Source organism: Flavobacterium sp. 2755 (genome assembly GCF_031455715.1).
Lineage (GTDB): Bacteria > Bacteroidota > Bacteroidia > Flavobacteriales > Flavobacteriaceae > Flavobacterium.
Genome location: NZ_JAVDTG010000008.1, coordinates 193,467 through 212,986 on the forward strand (window position 1 = coordinate 193,467; position 19,520 = coordinate 212,986).

Annotated in this window: 11 protein-coding genes; 1 reads left to right on the plus strand and 10 read right to left on the minus strand. The window is 31.3% G+C overall.

Features of this window, described 5'->3' with window-relative positions:
- Position 1: 1 nt before the first annotated feature.
- The 4 genes from J2Y38_RS18565 to J2Y38_RS18580 all read right to left on the minus strand — a co-directional run bounded on the left by J2Y38_RS18565 (position 2) and on the right by J2Y38_RS18580 (position 8,570).
- The gene (locus J2Y38_RS18565) at positions 2 to 3,730 is read right to left on the minus strand and encodes a SusC/RagA family TonB-linked outer membrane protein (RefSeq protein WP_309845445.1); all 3,729 of its coding nucleotides are present in this window, start codon (positions 3,728 to 3,730) and stop codon (positions 2 to 4) included.
- 299 nt (positions 3,731 to 4,029) lie between these two features.
- Positions 4,030 to 5,142, minus strand: coding sequence for a FecR family protein (locus J2Y38_RS18570; RefSeq protein WP_073481305.1), 1,113 nt, complete (start codon positions 5,140 to 5,142; stop codon positions 4,030 to 4,032).
- 90 nt (positions 5,143 to 5,232) lie between these two features.
- Positions 5,233 to 5,844: a sigma-70 family RNA polymerase sigma factor gene (locus tag J2Y38_RS18575; protein ID WP_309845447.1), complete on the minus strand. Its 612-nt coding sequence runs from the start codon at positions 5,842 to 5,844 to the stop codon at positions 5,233 to 5,235.
- A gap of 263 nt (positions 5,845 to 6,107) precedes the next feature.
- Complete coding sequence (locus tag J2Y38_RS18580) at positions 6,108 to 8,570, minus strand: T9SS type A sorting domain-containing protein (protein ID WP_309845449.1); 2,463 nt, start codon at positions 8,568 to 8,570, stop codon at positions 6,108 to 6,110.
- A gap of 150 nt (positions 8,571 to 8,720) precedes the next feature.
- On the opposite strand from J2Y38_RS18580, the gene J2Y38_RS18585 reads away from it, so the two are divergent.
- Positions 8,721 to 11,825, plus strand: a complete 3,105-nt coding sequence (locus tag J2Y38_RS18585; protein WP_309845452.1) for a choice-of-anchor L domain-containing protein — start codon at positions 8,721 to 8,723, stop codon at positions 11,823 to 11,825.
- Positions 11,826 to 11,855: 30 nt separating this feature from the next.
- On the opposite strand, the gene J2Y38_RS18590 is transcribed toward J2Y38_RS18585, so the two are convergent.
- From J2Y38_RS18590 to J2Y38_RS18615, 6 genes are all read right to left on the minus strand, one after another.
- Positions 11,856 to 14,192, minus strand: coding sequence for a T9SS type A sorting domain-containing protein (locus tag J2Y38_RS18590; RefSeq protein WP_309845457.1), 2,337 nt, complete (start codon positions 14,190 to 14,192; stop codon positions 11,856 to 11,858).
- A gap of 10 nt (positions 14,193 to 14,202) precedes the next feature.
- A complete protein-coding gene (locus J2Y38_RS18595; protein WP_309845460.1) occupies positions 14,203 to 16,521 on the minus strand; it encodes a T9SS type A sorting domain-containing protein in 2,319 nt (772 codons plus the stop codon).
- A 122-nt stretch (positions 16,522 to 16,643) separates the two neighbouring features.
- A complete protein-coding gene (locus J2Y38_RS18600; RefSeq protein ID WP_053471431.1) occupies positions 16,644 to 17,072 on the minus strand; it encodes a hypothetical protein in 429 nt (142 codons plus the stop codon).
- 141 nt (positions 17,073 to 17,213) lie between these two features.
- Positions 17,214 to 18,086: a succinate--CoA ligase subunit alpha gene (gene sucD, locus J2Y38_RS18605; protein WP_053471430.1), complete on the minus strand. Its 873-nt coding sequence runs from the start codon at positions 18,084 to 18,086 to the stop codon at positions 17,214 to 17,216.
- Between the two features lie 86 nt (positions 18,087 to 18,172).
- Entirely contained in the window at positions 18,173 to 18,535 is a 363-nt protein-coding gene (locus tag J2Y38_RS18610; protein ID WP_309845464.1) for a nuclear transport factor 2 family protein, read from the minus strand.
- 1 nt (position 18,536) lies between these two features.
- Positions 18,537 to 19,466 (minus strand): UDP-3-O-(3-hydroxymyristoyl)glucosamine N-acyltransferase, encoded by a 930-nt coding sequence (locus tag J2Y38_RS18615; RefSeq protein ID WP_291141207.1) that lies wholly within the window; start codon positions 19,464 to 19,466, stop codon positions 18,537 to 18,539.
- Between the last annotated feature and the right edge of the window lie 54 nt (positions 19,467 to 19,520).

A 19,520-nucleotide genomic window follows, 5' to 3' on the forward strand; every position in this document is an offset into this window, starting at 1 on the left:
ATTATAATGAAAGGTTTAAAGTAAAGGTGTATTGAGATGTTACTGGTAAAGCAACTCCTCCAGAATTACGAAACTCAGGATCCTGACCGTTTAATCTTTTATCAGAGTAAAGTAACCAAGGATTAACTGCAGAACCTTTTAATGTAAAAGTGCTTAGTCCCAATTTTTTCTTGAAATCTTTAGGAAATTCCCAGCTTAATGAAATGTTTTTCAAACGAATGAAATCACCATCTGCAATACGAGCATCTGAATAGTTATAAGTATTGTAAGCTCTTGCAAGTGTACGTTCTCCACCATAATTAGCATTTAAACGTCTGTCTGCAATAACCGGAATGTTTGTAATATTCTCATCTCCAGGATTGATCCAACGGTTTGTAAAATCTTTTGTAAATACTGTTAAATCATCATAAGTACTATCATACACAGGGTTTAAACGAACTTTGTTTCCTCCTGATCCAACAAAAAACACATACAATGACCAGTTTTTATAGGTAAATGTATTTGATAAACCTATAGATTTGTTTGGCTCGATTGATCCTTCATATTTAAGATATTTCGTAACATTTAAATTATCCTGAAAGTTAGCATCTGTAATATTATTTTCTGCTCCGTCTTGTAAAATAAAGGTTGGAAGACCTTGATTATTTAAACCTGTAAATTGGTAAGAATACAATGAGTTTCTTGGATGTCCAACTGTGTTACCTCCGTTTGCATCAATTAAATCAAATGCAGTTGGTGTGTTTTCTAACTTTGTAATTTCCTGGTGGTATACAGAAAAGTTAAGTGTTGTAGACCATTTAAAATCTTTGTTGTCAAAGTTTTTAGTTGTGATACCTACCTCTAAACCTTTAGTTTCCATATCGGCATTGTTTCCTTGTCTGATTCTTTGTCCTCCAATTCCTGAAGTAATTACGTAATCAACTAAGTCAAATGCTTTACGACGGTAAACATCAGTTGTTAACTGTACTCTGTTATTGAACATTCCAAGGTCAAGACCAATGTTTGTTTCAAATTGCTTTTCCCAAGTTAAATCGCTGTTTTGTAATTCGTCAATTCTAATTCCAGTTTCTCTGTCATCAAGACCAAAACGATCTGTAACTGCACTTTTGTAGATTGCCAATGAGTTTGTTGCTGGTCCTGCAGTAGCTGTTAAACCATAAGAAGCTCTAACTGCTAAAGTATTTACTGATTCTACGTTTTTCATGAAGCTTTCTTCTGCAACGTTCCATTTTCCACTAAAAGTATAGGTTGGTAACCATCTTGAAGAATCACTGTTTCCTTGTCTGTTAGATCCATCATAACGTCCTGTTAATGAAGCAGTATAACGACGATCGTATGTATAACCTACTTTTCCGAAGAAACCAACTGTTCTTTCTTTTTCTTCATTAAATCCGTAGTAAGAATCTCCTCCGTTAATGATTTTTTCAATGATTCTTGGATCGGTAAAAGCTGTTAAACCTCTATCGTATTGTAAACCAGCAGCTGTAAATTGATCGCTTGTTCTGTCTACAACTCTCATCTCTGTTCCAAATAAACCTTCAACTTCGTGTTTATCTGCAAAAACATTTCTATAATTAACACTATTTCTTAAGTTATAAGATGTCATGTCGTTTGTAAATTTTCTTAAGAAACCTCCATTTGGTAAAACAGAAACTTTTGGCGCTGTTAAATCATTTGGATCTTGGTATAAGAAAATATTCTGATCTCTTACTAATGTGTTTACACCGTCTTCTCCATCTGGAGTTCCAGCTTTGTAAGCTCCCACTACGTTTGAGTTTTCTAAAATTTTATGTTCGCGGCTTGTGTTTGCGTAACGTGCTGAACCTGTTAAGTTATACGTTAAATGCGGCGTAATTTTATAATCAAGATCTAACTGGAAACGGATATCTTTTACTTCGATTTCCATGTAGTTGTTTTTCAACTCATTGATGATGTTCATCTTCGCCCAGTTGTTTCTGTAGTATTCTAAGTTTCCATTTTCGTCATAAGGACGTAATGTTCTACTTGTGTTTAATACATAGTTAAATGGGTTGATATCAAAATCACGGGTTACTTTTCCAAAAACTACGTCTTTTTCACTTTCGTAACTTCCAGGAGCGCCCTGATCACGAATAGAGGCCAATGTAGATAATGTAATATTCAATTTATCGTTTACATAAAATGTTCCTTTGATGTTACTTGAAATTTGTTTTACATCATCAGCAATTGTCCATCCCGGATCTGTGTAATATCCTAAAGATGCGTAGAATGTGTTGTTTTTTCCACCACCAGAAAAACTTAAAGAGTGGTTTTGTGTAATAGATGGTCTAAACAAAACGTTGAACCAGTCTGTATTTGCTAATTCGTATTTTTTCAAGAAATTGTTACGGCTTACAGGATCGTTATTTACTAAATATCCTCCAGTTTCCGGCACATAAGTATTGATTGCTCTTCCTAAAATGTTGTAAGCTCCACCGTATCTTCCGTTTACTGTTGAAGGTAAATCTAAATATCCTTTTTGTTCCATTTCTTTTAAAATACTCATAGATTCCTGAGAATTTAAAATATCATATTGGCTGTAGTTTGGCACCGCTCTAACAGTTTGCTCTAAACCGTAAGTAATTTTTAACGGAGCATCTCTACGTCCTTGTTTTGTTGTTACAACTACAACTCCGTTTAATGATCTTGAACCATAGATAGAAGTTGCCGATGCATCTTTAAGAATCTCAATACTTTGAATATCGTTTGCATTTAAACCTGCTACAGATGAACTTAATAATGTTTCTGAGTTTCCAGATGCTAAATCTGCAAATGACATATTGATGATATCTTCCTGAACCACACCATCAATAACCCATAATGGTTTTGTATCTCCAAAAATTGAAGATGATCCACGAACTGTAATTTTTGGAGCTGTACCAAATGTTCCTGTAACGTTTTGTACGGTAACCCCTGCTGCTTTACCTTCAATCATTCTGCTTACGTCAACAACACCGTCTACTTTTAATTCAGCACCAGAAATTTTACTGATAGCTCCTGTAAAAGTTCTTTTTGATGTTTTTTCGTAACCTGTTGTTACTACAACTTCTTTTAAGTTTTGTCCTACTTCACTAAGTACTACGGTTGGTGTAGTATTTTCTATACCAATTTCTTTCGTGTCCATACCTACGTAAGAAATGATAAGTCCTGTTGAATTTGCAGGCATTTCGATAGAAAAATTACCATCAAAATCTGTTAATACTGCTATTTTAGTACCTTTTGCCATAACTGTGGCTCCCGGAAGCGGGCTTCCCGACTGGTCTGTAACTTTACCTTTGATGATTGGACCTGCAGTTAATACTTCAAAAAGTGTATCATGATTATCAGCACTTGCAAATGGATCTGCGCTGGCAGTTTTTTGCAAAATAATCTGATTGCTTACTTCTGAAAATGTAATATTAAATGGAACCAGAACTCTGCTCAATATACTTGAAAGCGTTTCCTGATTGGCCTCTATACTTACTTTGTTACTCAACTGAGGAAGTCTTGAGTTATACGAAAACTTTACATGTGCAGACTTTTCAATTTTAGACAAAGCATTATCAAGAGTCAAATTTTCAACTGTAATTGTAACTTTGGTATCTAATTTCTTTTGCCCATTTACATTATTTGCCACTGCAAAGCTTGAAAACACAAGTGCTAAGACAAACTGAAATAGTGTTATTTTCATGATTCTATGGAGTAATCGTTGTTTAACAACTGGTTTTTTCATAATTTTGATTTGTTTTGATTAATACTGATTCGAGTGTATTTTAAGAAACGTATGAATAACTCTTTACAGAGAGAAATTCGATTTAATGAAGTGTCGATAATGTTACAGCATTTCGGCACTTTTTTTATGGTATTCACTTTTACATAGGCATTTAGTTATTTCTGGTTGAGTTTAGTTTTTGGTTATTATTTTGGTGAAATAAATTACATTTTCATCAGGAAATGAAAGGCTTTACTTCGAAAAATTAATTATTAGAAACAATGGTATTTTTGGTGTAATTACAGTTACACTAAAAAAGATTAATTACAACCGTCTGAGGTAATAATTATTTGGTTCCCATTCATTTCAAAACTGGTATTATTGCCTATGCTTTTACAGACAATTTTTAGCTTTTCTGTTAAAGGCTGATCACTTAATGATGTTGTTAAGTGACAGTCGGTTAATTTATTTTTTGGATAATCGATATTTACTAAGTAAGCCTGCTCTATTGTTTCAAAAATCTGCGAAACCGGAATATCATTAAATTCAAAACTCAACTGTTCTATGTTTCCAACACTTTGAGTTAAAGCAGCATCTTGGGTAATATTTGTAATTTTATTAAACTTTAAGTCGCTTCGCAAAAATCGTAGTGCCTGGTTAGGCAGTAATATAATTTCTTCTTCATCAGATTTAGAAACCAGCTCATTTGACTTTACCTTAACTTTACCGGTGCGAACAAGAATTTCTACATCAGGCTGGTCGGAATAAGCTTTAACTCTAAAACTAGTTCCAACAACCTTGGTAACAATTTCGTTTGCATAAACGAAGAATGGTTTGTGGGGATTTTTACTAATTTCAAAGAAACCTTCGCCGGATAAATACACCTTTCTTTCGTTTCCGGTAAAGATTTTAGGATAACTTAATTTACTGTTAGGCTGCAGTAATACAGAACTGCCGTCTGATAAGGTAATAATTTGAGGTTTGTCAGAATTATTAGTCTGTTCAACTAATCCTTCGCTGTTTTCATCAATAAGTTCTTTGTAGGTTACAACTGTGCTTTCTGTTTTAAAATAGCTGTTATAAAACCACACAGCCATAAAAGCAAAAAATAATGTTGCCGCTACGCCAGACAGAAATTGTCTGCGGAAAAACTTAACTTTTAAATTTTCTAAAGTTTTTTGATTTTCTTTATCTCGAACTTTGATCCAGGTATTGTGCAACGCCCTGTGAATATCAGAGCTTGAAAGATTGTTTTCAGGAACTTTCATTGCCAGAAGCAGTAATCGTGCATCTTCAACTAATTTAGCACGCTGGCGGCTTTCTAAAGTCCACTCTTCCCAGCCATCTTCATCAATTTTGGATAGAACCCACGATTGAAATGATTCGTCAGATAAAAAATCTTCTATTTCGGTATATTTATTACGTTTTTGCATCTAAAAAATAAGGTTACAAAAACATAGAGGACAGTTCTCTTATTATATACTCACCAAATTATGATTTTTTTTAAGTTTTTTTAACTTTTTTTAAAGAGTGCTTGAAAATAGTAGCGTGATTAAGGCAAAACTACCCTTCCATTCTTTGCGAAGAGTCAATAATCCGCGATGTAACAAATTACTTGCCGACTGATAATTGACATCCAGCATTTCTGCAATTTGTTCTACAGATAAACCTTGATGATAGCGTAAATAAAGGGCTTCTTTTTGTCTTGCAGGTAATTCGTTAAGTAATTTGTTTAGGTATGTTACTTTTTCTTTTGCAGCATAATCATCGTCCAAAAGTTCGTTTTCTACAGAAAATTCTAAAAGAAAAGCAATCGCATCTGTACTTGCCGTTTTTCTAAAAATATGATCGCGTTCATATAAACGTGCAATTCTTTTTCGAACGCTCGATAATAAATAAGCTTTTACCACTACAGATTCCTGCAGGGAATTACGATAAACCCAAATATCTGTAAAAACATCCTGAATACAATCTTGTACTTTTTCGGCATATGGAGAAAGGGAATTTCCATAATTTACAAGATCACTATAGTATCTTTCGAACAATAACGAAAATGATTTTTCATCTCCATTTATTAAATTATTCCAAAGTGTATTATCGTCAACAGCATTGACCGGTAGGATTCGCGTCTTCATATCTTGGGGGCTTATATTTCTGCAAAGGCAATGTTCCTTAATGCAGAGAATACATTATTTTAACATTATCATTTACTTTTGTTCGATAAATATATAAAAGCAAAAACTTAAAAACAATTATTTTACACAAAAGAGACAGTTTCCTAATATAGAAAACTGCCTCTTTTGGTTGATATAACTGGGTTCTTAAGGAAATGTTAAAATTATTATTTTCCCCAATAACAAATATATTTTTGAATGACTTTACTTACTTTACTAAAATTTTAGTATTTAATAAATTTAGAACTTGAATTTCCTTTATTTGTTTTAACCTGCAAAATATAATTTCCTGCCTGTAATCTGGAAACATCAATATTTGATGTTTTTTCTGCATTTGGAACCGTGATTATCAGCTGTCCTAAAATATCATAAATATTTATAGTCTTAAGTTCTATTGTATTATTTACAAAGATATTTAAAACATCTTTAACCGGATTTGGATATATATTAAAATAGTCCGAAAACTCGAAATCCTGAGTTCCTAATGTTTTAAAAGTTGAAGTAGCTTTATTGGTTAAAATTGGAAAATTATAATCGAAATAAATATTAGCTTCATTTGTAAAAGAATCTCCAACTTTTAAGGTTGGTAAGGTTTTAATTTTAAAAGCAATGTACCCATCATTATGAGCATCATCAAAAGGAAGATTTATTTTTTCAAATATGAATTCTACTTTATTTCCATTTGAAATTTTAGTGATATAAGAATGACTTGCTCCTGTTGGAACTAATGTAGAAATATCAAACTTAGACAAATCAATTAAATCCTTCACTACGATATTCTCAGCCGGATAAGTTCCCGTATTTTCAAAACGAATTAAATAATGAACATATTCTCCTATCAACTCTGGTTTTATAACGTCTCCTTCTAAACAGGTTTTATCATTCGGGTCAAAAGATCCAACTACTGTTTGGCGCAATGCAAAAGAGTTATCAACTGGTTTCTCATCATCTATAATTGGTGTAATTACAGCTGTAAAACTCAAACGATCATCAATATTTACCGCAGGAATTTCCATTGGAGAATTTACATTTAGAGTAATTAAGATCTCTCTGCTTTCAAAAGGTTGCAAATCGATATAATTCCATACCAGCTTATTTGTATTTTGACTAGTAATTGCAGGAACAGAAGTAACTAGATCTAAAACGGCATCATTAAAATCCAACGAAACTGATCCTGATTTTATTTGACTTCCTTTGTTTTTATAAATTATCTTGTATGTGGCATCGAAACCTGGTCTGGCTGGATTTATAGGTAAAATGCCAATTTCCAAATCTTGATGACTTCCGTTTGGAGTAATACAGAAATTTTGAGTAAATGGATTTGAATCTGCTGGAAAGGTAACTGAAACTGATTCAGGAGAAATTGCATAATAACTTGGATTTTCAATTATAGGTTTAATGGTATACGATCCATCTCCTACTAGTAAATTATAGTTACCCAATTCGTTAGTCATTATATTGCTTTTTATATTTCCATCAGTAACGTCAAATTTGATATTTGGAAATACGCTATCATATTCATCACAACCATTAGTATCGGCATCAATTTTTACCTGACCTTTAATTACAGAATAATTCCCTCCTGGACCAAAAGAACAATAGGAATTTTGATTTACATTAGTAAGATTGTAGTATTTAAGATATTTTTCGACATTTGAATCTTTAATTTCATCATTGCATATGTATTTTAAATTCAGACATCCTTCGATGTCAATAACTTCATCTTTACCATTTTTTAGATACAGCCATGTTAAAGGTTTATTGTTTTTGCACTCTACATTACTTAATTTAATAAATTTAGATAAATCTATAGTTGTAAAATTATTATCTGAAAGGCGAATAAAATCAATATTATTATAATCCTCGACATGAACAGAAGTCAATTTATTATTACCTAAACTCGCATTACCAATATTTTTTGGAGCAGTTAAATCAATTGTTTCTAAATTATTATTGTCTGCCCATAATTCAAATAGTTTAGGGCAACTTGATAGATCAAGACTATATAATTCGTTATTCTGAATCCACAAACGAGTAAGTTCACTACAATTTGTAAGGTTAACACTTTCAATTTTACTATCATTACAAATTAAATCTTCGAGTTTTGTTAATCCAGTTAAATCTAGTGCTTTTAAATTATTATAACCAAAATCAATATTTGTTAAATTTATCAGTCCTGATAAATCAACATATTCAAGCGAATTACGACTTAAATGTAAATGATGAAGTTTAGAAAGTCCTGTTAAATTAATTGAAGTAAGAAAACCTTGAGCACAAACTAAAGTTTCGAGATTTTTAAGTTGGCTGGCGTCTAATGCCGTTATTAAATTACCACTACAATCTAAATATACGAGCTCTTTTAAGGCACTTATATTTATAGTTTTTAGATAATTACTACTGCAAACAAGCTTTTTTAAATTTGTAAAATTTTCAATTTCGCTAATATCCTCAATATAGCGAGATGCCATATCTAATTCAAATACCTTAATAGCTTCTGATAATTGTATTTCTGTATCATCATTCTCATCTATTTTTATAGACTTTCCCTGAGAATCTTTCGCAATATTATTATCATAATTTGCTAATAACAATACCGTTTTAAACCCAGGAGATTTAAAATCAATAATCTGTGAATTAACTTTAAACAATATAAAAAATGAAAATAATAGAAAGTAATTTTTCTTCATAAAAATGTTTTTTGAAGAAGTAAATATAATATTTTAAGTAACTGTAAAATGTTTACCTAAATATTTTATTAAGAATTTATTAATAAAATTCAAATGTCTTCGTATGGTTAATTATATTTGCTTCAGCATCCCTATTCCTATAAAACATAAATGAAAAAAATACTTTTTGTACTTCTAATTACGCTATTTTCCAATTTTGCTAAAGCTCAATTAGTTATCTACAATACATCCTTAAATCCTGAACAATTAGTACAAAATACTCTTTTAGGACCAGGTGTAAATGTTTCAAATATTAAATTTAACGAAGCACCATCAAATATTATAAGCGATCAAATAGGAAGATTTGATAATGGTGCATCAACCAATATTGGATTAAATAAAGGGATTATTTTAAGTACTGGAAATGCGATAATAGCTGCCGGTCCAAATGATCGTTCACTAGCAACTCTTCCAACATCTAATCCACATGAAGGAGATTCTGATTTATCAATTCTAACAAACAATCAGCCTATTAAAAATGTAGCTGTTCTCGAATTTGATTTTGTTCCTGTAGGAAATAAATTATCCTTTAATTTTGTTTTTGCTTCAGATGAATATCCTGAATTTGTAAATGATCTATATAATGATAATTTTGGTTTTTTTATAAGCGGCCCCGGAATTACAGGTCCTTATTCTGGAAATGCAAAAAATATTGCTTTGATTCCAAACACTTCCCTCCCTGTTTCAATTAACAATTTGAATAATGGCAATACAAATAACGGGCCATGCGAATATTGTCAATACTATATTAATAATGAAGGCGGGTCTACAATTCAATACGATGGTTTTACAAAAGTTTTACAAGCAAGCTCGGATGTTCAGTGTGGGCAAACGTATCATATTAAACTTGCAATTGCTAATGTAGCCGACAACAATTATGACTCGGCAGTATTCATTGAAGAGGCAAGTTTTAGTAGTTCTGGGAGTATTTTAGGTGAAGATGTAAGAATTTGCTCTTCTTCCAATTACATTTTAAAAACAGGATTAGCCCCCTCAGTTGTACATGAATGGACACGCGATGGAGTGATAATTCCATCTCAAACCGGTCCTGAACTAACAATAAATCAATCGGGAACTTATGGTGTTAAAGCAAACGTAACTGGAACAGGGTGTCCAGTAGCAGATGAAATAAAAGTATCTTTTGCTATGGTTCAGGCACCTTATCTTTATTGTGGTACGAAATCAACAAATTCAATTACTTTTAATTGGCTGCCTTTAGGCTTTATAGATTATTCGGTTTCTTACAAAATAGGCTCTAACCCTACTGTAAATGTTGGTTTTATTGGTCATGTACAATCTTATACCGTTAGTAATGTTCCTCATGGAGAAACTGTAACTATAGAAGTTTTACCACTAGGACAACCATCAAATTGCTATAAGTCAAGTATACAATCATGTATACTCGATACTTGTATAACGACTCCAACATTAACCCGCAATCAAGGCCCTGCTTCACAGCAGGTTTGCGAAAACACAGCTATTAGCGATGTTACCTATACAATTGGCGGAGGAGCTATAAGTGCATCAATAACTTCTGGAAATTTGCCTGCTGGTGTGACAACAAGTTTGGTTGGAAATATATTTACAATTAGTGGAATCCCAACTTCTTCTGGGACATATAATTATACAATATCTACTTCGGGAGGATGTGGTGTAAATGCAAGCAGCAGCGGTTCTATAATTGTTAATAAAAAAGCTATTCCGCTCTTCACTCCTATCAGCGCAATATGTGAAGGCGAATCAATTTCACTTCCATTGCAATCAACTAATGGCATAAACGGAACATGGGCTCCTGCAATAAATAATTTCACAACTACAGAATATACCTTTACACCAAATTCCGGGCAATGCGCTATTGCTGCTAAACTAACAGTAACTGTAAATCAAAAGATAAATCCAACATTTAATGTTATTGCACCAATTTGCGAAGGTGAAACAATTTCACTTCCATTGCAATCAACTAATAGCATAAACGGAACATGGACACCTTCAATAAATAATTTAACGACTACAGAATATACTTTTACACCTAATCCTGGTCAATGTGCCAATACTACTAAATTAACAGTAACTGTAAATCAAAAAACAACACCAGTATTTAACCCTATTTTACCAATTTGTGAAGGTAAATCAATTTCTCTTCCGTTACAATCAAATAATGGAATTACAGGCACTTGGTTTCCAGCAATAAATAATCTCACAACTACAGAATATACGTTTACACCAAATTCAGGAGAATGTGCTAATACTGCTAAATTAACAGTAAATGTAAATCAAAAAACAACCCCAATATTTAATGCAATTGTGCCAATTTGTGAAAGCGAAATAATCTCACTTCCATTGCAGTCTAATAACGGAATTACCGGTACATGGTCACCAGCTATAAATAATCTCACAACTACTGAATACACTTTTACACCAAATAATGGTCAATGTGCAGCATCAACAAAATTGATAGTTGTAGTTTATCCTAAACCAGAGCCTAAAATTGAAGATGGAAAAATTTGTATTGAAAACATCACAAATAATCTTGTCCAGTCTTATCTCTTAAATTCTCAATTAAGTAGTTCGAGATACAATTTTGAATGGTTTTTAGACGGTAATAAAATAGTAAATCAAAGCAATAGTATATTAGAAGCAAAAGAAACTGGTCATTATGCTGTAATTGCAATTGATAAAAACACCAACTGCATTTCAGATATTATAGAAGCTGAAGTAACTAGTATTAATACTAACTCAGGAGAAATAACAATTAATCAATCTGAATCTTTTTCTGAAAATTCAACTATAACAATAAACGTAACAAATACGTCAGGATCTTTTGAATATCAAATAGACAATTCGGACTTTCAATTTTCAAATCAATTTACTAATGTCGCTTCCGGAAAGCATATAATAACCGTGAGAAGTATTAATGGATGCACTAATTTAACTAAAGAAATTATAGTAATTGGTTATCCAAAATTCTTCACTCCAAATGGTGACGGTCAAAATGATACTTGGAATATTATTGGCTTTGAGGGTATACAAAATGATCGAATTTTTATATTTGATCGTTATGGGAAATTAATAAAGCAGTTGAATTCTAAAACTTTAGGATGGGACGGAACTTACAACGGACATCAAATGCCTGCAACTGATTATTGGTTTAAAATACTATTTACAGAAAACAAAATCGAGAAAGAATTCAAATCTCATTTTAGTTTAAAAAGATAAAAAAGAGCCTGAAATGTTCAGGCTCTTTTTTTACAATTTAATAAACTTTGTGTTTGAACTTCCTTTGTCAGATTTTACTTTTAAGATATAATTCCCACTTCTTAATTTAGATACATCAATATTCGAAATATTCTGAATGTTTGGAATTGCTACAACCAATTGCCCTAATATATCGTAAATCGAAATAGATATAACCACTATATTATTCTGTAAAGAAATGTTTAAAATATCTTTTACCGGATTTGGATAAACATTGAAATATTTTGAAAACTCAAAATCTTCTGTCCCTAATGTTTTAAACGTAGACGTCGCTTTATTGGTTAAAATTGGAAAATTATAATCAAAATAAATATTGGCTTCGTTTGTAAAAGAATCTCCAACTTTTAGAGTTGGTAAAGTTTTAATTTTAAACGCAATGTATCCGTCATTGTGAGCATCATCAAAGGGAAGGTTTATTTTTTCGAAAATAAATTCTACTTTATTTCCTTCTGAAATTTTAGTTGTATAAGAATGACTAGAAATTGTTGGTACTAGTGTTGAAATATCAAATTTTGATAAGTCTATCAAATCTTTTACAACAATATTTTCGGCAGGATATGTTCCTGTATTTTCAAAACGAATTAAGTAGTGAACATATTCACCTATTAATTCTGGTGTAATAATATCGCCTTCTAAACAAGTTTTATCATTAGGATCATAAGATCCAACCACCGTTTGACGCATTGCAAAAGAGTTATCAACTGGTTTTTCATCTCCAGTTACCGGAGTAATTAATGCATTAAAACTCAAACGGTCATTAATATTTACGGCAGGAGTTTCCATTGGAGAATTTACATTTAGAGTCACAGCAATTTCTCTTACTTCATAAGGCTTTAAATCAACATATTCCCAAATTAATTTATTTGATAATTGATTTGTAACAATTGGAATAGAAGAAACATAATCTAAAACTGCATCATTAAAGTCGAATGTAACAGAACCTGAAACGGTTATGTTTGCTTTATTTTTGAAGACAATTTTATAGGATGCATCAAAACCAGGTCTTGCAGGTAAGATAGATAAAATTGAAACTTCAACATCTTGATGGTTCCCTTTCGGTACAATGCAAAAATTTTGAGTAAATGGACTCATTTCAGCTGGAAAAGTCACAGCAAAAGATTCTGGCGAAACTGAAAAATAATCTGGATTTTCTAAAACAGGAGTTATAGTATATTGGCCAGGTGCTACAGTAATTTTAAAATCGTTTGAAATATCTGAAAAAATATTTCCAGAAGTTATTCCATCTGTAATTTTAAAATTAATATTTTGAAAAGGTTTATCATTTAAATCACATCCATCATTATTCAAATCAAGTTTATGACTTCCTTTAATAACATAAAAATCTTTTCCGGGATCGAATGAACAATAGGTGTTAACTTCACAATCAACATAACCTAATTGATTTACCATATTTTTTGTAAACGCAAGTTTATTATCGTCAACACATATATATTTTAAAGTTGGATTATAATAAAACTCAAACTTAGTCAAAGGACTTCCTGTTTTTACAAATAAAGAAGTCAAAAGATTATTAAAACAATAAAAAGTATCAAGTTTTTTAGAATTGCTAAAATCTAATGTTTCAAGTTGATTATTAAAACACTGCACATAAGTAAGCTCTGTCAAATTCTTAACATTTAACTCTTTTAGTTTATTTTCTTCGCATCTAAAATAAGTTAAACTGGATAAATCATCTAAATATAATGCTGTCAGGTTGTTAGTATAACATTCAAAACGAAGAAGCTTTGATAGATTTCTAACATTTAATTCAGAAAGTTTACTTTCGGAACATATTAAAGTTTTTAAATTTTGACAACTGCTTACATCCAACGATGTAAGTTGATTTCTACCGCTGTCCAAATAGTTAAGATTACTTAATCCCGAAACGTTTAAATTTTCAACTTCATTTTGATGTAAATTTACATATCTAAGCTTTTTAAGAGTACTAATGTCAAGTGACTTAATTCTGTTGACACTAAGATCTAAGCTGTCAAGTTTTGCTAATTTATCTAAATTAACTTCAGAAATTGTATTATAAAAGCAGCCCAGATATTGAACGTTTACAAAATTCTCTATTCCATCTAAATTTGAAATACCATAATTTACAAGATCTAGAAAACTAACTTGAGCCGCTTCTTCAACTTGAATTTCTCCATCATTATTTGCATCAATTTTAAAAAAGACACCATCTAAGTTTTTAGCTGTATTGTTATCACTTTCAGATCGCAATAATCTGTTTTTAAAATTAACATCACTAAATTTTATAACCTGTGCTTGTGTTAGTGAAAATGTAAAAAATGTAAGTAAGAGAACATATAATTTTGTCATGTGAAAAACTTTATAGTTTAATAAACTTTGAACTTGAAGTTCCTTTAGCAGTTTTGATTTTTAAGATATAATTTCCACTTTGTAATTTAGAAACATCAATATTCGAAACATTTTGAATATTTGGAACAGCTATAACCAATTGTCCTAATACATCGTAAATTTCAATAGATTTAATTTCTATATTATTTTGTAAAGAAATATTTAAAATATCCTTTACCGGATTTGGATAAATATTAAAATATTGAGAAAACTCAAAATCTTGAGTTCCTAAGCTTTTAAAAGTCGAAGTCGCTTTATTAGTTATAATAGGAAAATTATAATCAAAATAAATATTGGCTTCGTTAGTAAAAGAATCTCCAACTTTTAGAGTTGGCAAAGTCTTAATTTTAAATGCAATATATCCGTCATTATGATCATCATCAAAAGGGAGGTTTATTTTTTCGAAAATGAATTCTACCTTATTTCCATCTGAAATTTTAGTTGTGTAAGAATGGCTTGAACTTGTTGGAACAAGTGTTGCCATATCAAATTTCGAAGAATCGATCAAATCTTTAACAACAATATTTTCTGCTGGGTATGTTCCTGTGTTTTCAAAACGAATTAAATAGTGAACATATTCACCAATTAATTCTGGTGTAATTACATCACCTTCTAAACAAGTTTTATCATTAGGGTCATAAGATCCAACCACAGTTTGGCGCATTGCAAAAGAATTGTCAACAGGTTTTTCATCGCCAGTTACCGGTGTAATTAAAGCGTTAAAACTCAATCTGTCATTAATGTTTACCGCGGGAGTTTCCATTGGTGAGTTTACGTTCAGAGTAACTAAAATTTCTCTTACTTCTAAAGGTTTTAAATCAACATAATCCCAAACTAATTTGTTTGTTGCTTGATTTGTAAAATTTGGAGTCGAAGAAATATAATCTAATACAGCATCATTAAAATCTAGGGTAACAGAACCCGAAATAGTTTTGTTTGCTTTGTTTTTGTAGATAATTTTATACGTTGCATCAAAACCTGGTCTTGCAGGAAGTATTGATAAAATACTGATTTCAACATCCTGATGAATTCCTTTTGGACTTATACAGAAATTTTGTTTAAATAGAGAACTTTCGTTAGGAAAAGTAACTGAAGCTGATTCAGGTATAACTGTAAAATAGTTAGGATTTTCGAGAATCGGAGTAATTATATGAATTCCCTCTCCTACTGGTAATGCATAATTTCCTGAAGTATCCGAAATGATATTTCCCTTTGCAGTCCCATTAGAAATACTAAAATTTAAATTAGTAAAACTTGAATCAGAATCATCACAGCCATTATTATCAGCATCAAATTTTTGATTTCCTTGAATCGTATAAAAAGTTCCACCAGGAGTAAATGAGCAATAAGAATTCACAGTGCAATTATTTATTCCGTACGAATTTAAAATATAATTAATATTGGACATCTCTGGAAGATTGTCGCTAAAATTTTCGTCAGAGCAAATAAATTTTAAATTTGGATTGTCGCTAAACTGTAAATATCTATCAAAATGCCCATTTTTAAGAAACAGAGATTCCAACTTATTTTTATTACAAATCAAGGTTTCTAATTTCTTTGAATTTGAAAAATCTAATGAAGTAAGCAGATTATTTTCGCAGCGAAAATCTGTTATACTCAAAAGTGTTTTTGTATTAATATCTGCAATCTGGTTATTATTAAAATAAAAGACAAGCAAATTAGATAGATCGCTAATATTTAAATTTATTAAATTATTATTGTCCAGATACAGAGATTCAAGCTTTTTTAAACCTGATAAATTTATGTCATTTAATTTATTATGACCAATACCTATAATTCTCATACTTTTAACCGAAGAAAAATCGATTGTTTCAAAATTATTATACGAGGCATTAAAAAGTTCCAATTTGTCCAATCCTGTAAAATTAAATTTAGTCAAATTATTATAGTCAAGCATTAAAAAACTAAGATCCTTTAAAGCACTTAAATCTGCATTTTCAATTAAATTATTACTTAAATTTAACTCTTTTACATTTGTAAAATATTGTATTCCTTCTATAGATGAAATTTTTCTATCATTGTAACAGCTGTTGCAAGGAATGCTTATTTTATATATTTTTTTTGCTTCTTCGATTTGAATTTCTCCATCATGATTAGAATCAATAAAAAATTGATCACCATTTATATCAAAAGCCTGACTTACATTTGTAGGTGTTCCACTTGCAGTTAATAACCACATTTTAAAATTAGCATCTGGAAAATTTATTATTTGCGAATTAGCAGAAGAAAATAGGCATAAAGCCAATAATAGCAAGTAGTTTTTCATCATATGTCAGAGTTGTTTTTAATGTGTTAAATATAAAACGTCGATAATTAAAAACCTAATACTTAATAAAAAAGCCTTACTAAATATTAGCAAGGCTTTTTAAGTTTTATAGACTGAAAATCAGCTTAAAAAGCCACATTCCATCTTGGTAATTTTGCATTTTCATCTAAGAAATTTTGCAAAACTTGTCCTTCAACTGCAGTTGGAATTGCTTTTACATCTGCATTAAAAGTTTCGTACCAAACTACTTCAAGAACAGAAATGTTCTCTAATTTCATTTGAGCCGGCCATGAATATTTTCTTCCTGTTTTAGCAAATTGATGTCCGTTTACGATTTTATCATATAATCCTCCATTTTTGCTTTTAAGAGTTCCATCGTTTTGAACAGTTCCAGTAGAACCAACCATGATTAATTCTTTTGCATCTCCGTCAATTTCATAAACTACAAAGATTCCAGCGCTTCCTTCCGGAGCGTTGCAAACTTCTTCTAAACTATCGTTTACAGTAAAAGTAAAACTATTACTTGCTTTAAACTTTTCTAATTCTTTACTCATCATTTCTTTTTTAAGTTTCTAAGATACTGAGGTACTAAGATTCTAAGTTTTTTCTTTTTACGCCTCAGTCTTTAAAATGTAAAAAAGTCTCAACAAAATATTGAGACTTTTTTGGAATTTGTTATTTTGAATATTTGGAGATTATCCTAATACTTCTTTTACTTTTTTACCAATTTCAGCTGGTGAATCAACAACGTAAATTCCGTTGTCTCTCATAATTTGTTTTTTAGCAGCAGCTGTATCGTCAGAACCACCAACAATAGCACCTGCGTGACCCATTGTTCTACCAGCAGGAGCAGTTTCTCCAGCGATAAAACCAATAACTGGTTTACGGTTACCATCAGCTTTTACCCATCTTGCAGCATCAGCTTCTAATTGACCTCCAATTTCACCAATCATAATGATTGCTTCAGTTTCCGGATCGTTCATTAATAATTCAACAGCTTCTTTAGTTGTAGTTCCAATGATTGGATCTCCACCAATACCAATAGCTGTAGTAATTCCTAAACCTTGTTTTACAACCTGGTCAGCAGCTTCGTAAGTTAAAGTTCCAGATTTAGAAACGATACCAACTGTTCCTTTTTTGAAAACGAAACCTGGCATAATACCAACTTTAGCTTCTCCCGGAGTGATAACACCTGGACAGTTTGGTCCAATTAATCTAGAATTTCTTTCTTTAACATAATTATTTGCTTTAATCATATCTGCTACAGGAATTCCTTCTGTAATAGCAATAATTACTTTAATTCCGGCATCAGCAGCTTCCATAATTGCATCAGCAGCAAAAGCTGGCGGAACAAAAATGATAGAAGTATCAGCTCCAGCTTGATCAACAGCATCTTTTACTGTATTAAAAACCGGACGGTCTAAATGGCTAGTTCCTCCTTTTCCCGGAGTAACACCACCAACAACATTAGTACCGTACTCAATCATTTGAGAAGCGTGGAAAGTACCTTCGCTTCCTGTAAATCCCTGAACAATTATTTTGGAATCTTTATTAACTAAAACACTCATGATATATATTTTATGTAGTTTTTAAAATTGTGTTGCAAAAATAAGGTTTTGTAATGTAATTTGCCTCTTTTATTGTCAAAAAAAAATTAAGAAAATTGGCTCATTTGATAACCTCTATAAAGCTTATCATCTTTTATTTGCCAAATCGTTGCAAAATGTGCCAATAACATTTCCTCGCGCGGATTCTCGATTGTTTTTACATAATGAGAATAACGTACTGAAACTAAGTCATCTTCGGCAAGAATGTGGCTGATTCTAACTTTAGAACGCACATAAGCTCTGCTGAGTTCATTTGTTAATTCAACTATAGCATTATGATCTAACTGAATAAAACCTTTTGTACTGTTCCATTCAATGATTACCTCAGGATGCAGATAAGTTTTTAAAATTTCACTATCAATTAAGGCATCCGACTTATAAAATTTTTGAACAAACTCTTTTATAGACATATTACTTCAATTTATTTAGAATTTCAGGAATCTTTTTGATATTGGCTAATTGTTTTAACTTTTCTCTTGATTCTTCAATTGGAGTTCCAAAATAGGACTTTCCTCCTTCAACCGATTTAGTAACTCCAGTTTGTCCCATAATAACAGCCTTCGCTCCTATTGTAATTCCGCTGGTTGTTCCAACTTGTCCCCAAATTGTAACTTCATCTTCAATAACAACACAGCCTGCAATACCAGTCTGTGAGGCAATTAGACATTTTTTTCCGATAACAGAATCGTGTCCTACATGCACCTGATTGTCGATTTTTGTACCTTCTTTAATTGTAGTGTCTCCGGTAACTCCTTTGTCAATTGTACAAAGGGCACCAATTCCAACATTATCTTCAATTACCACTCTTCCACCAGAAATTAACTGATCGAAGCCTTCCGGACGTTTTTTATAATAAAAAGCATCTGCTCCTAAAATAGTTCCGGCGTGAATAATAACATTATCACCAATAACGGTATGATCGTAAATAGAAACGTTCGAGTGAATCAAACAGTTCTTTCCGATTTTTACATGATTACCAATAAAACTATTAGGCTGAATTACAGTTCCTTCTCCAATACTAGCTGAAGATGAAATCGCAACATTTGCAAATTGAAATGGTTTAAAATGTCTGGTTAAAGTATTAAAATCTCTGAAAGGATCATCAGAAATTAAAAGAGCTTTACCTTCCGGGCATTCAACCTTTTTGTTTATTAAAACAATTGTTGCTGCAGATTGTAAAGCTTTGTCATAATATTTTGGGTGGTCAACAAAAACAATATCACCTGGTTCTACAACATGAATTTCGTTCATGCCTAAAACCTCAAAGTTTTTGTCACCAATAAATTCGCAGTTAAGCAAATTTGCAATTTCTTCTAAAGAGTGAACTTTTGGAAATTTCATATATCTATTTCGTTTTTAGTCTCAGTTTTCAGTCACAGTTTTCAATCAACAAAC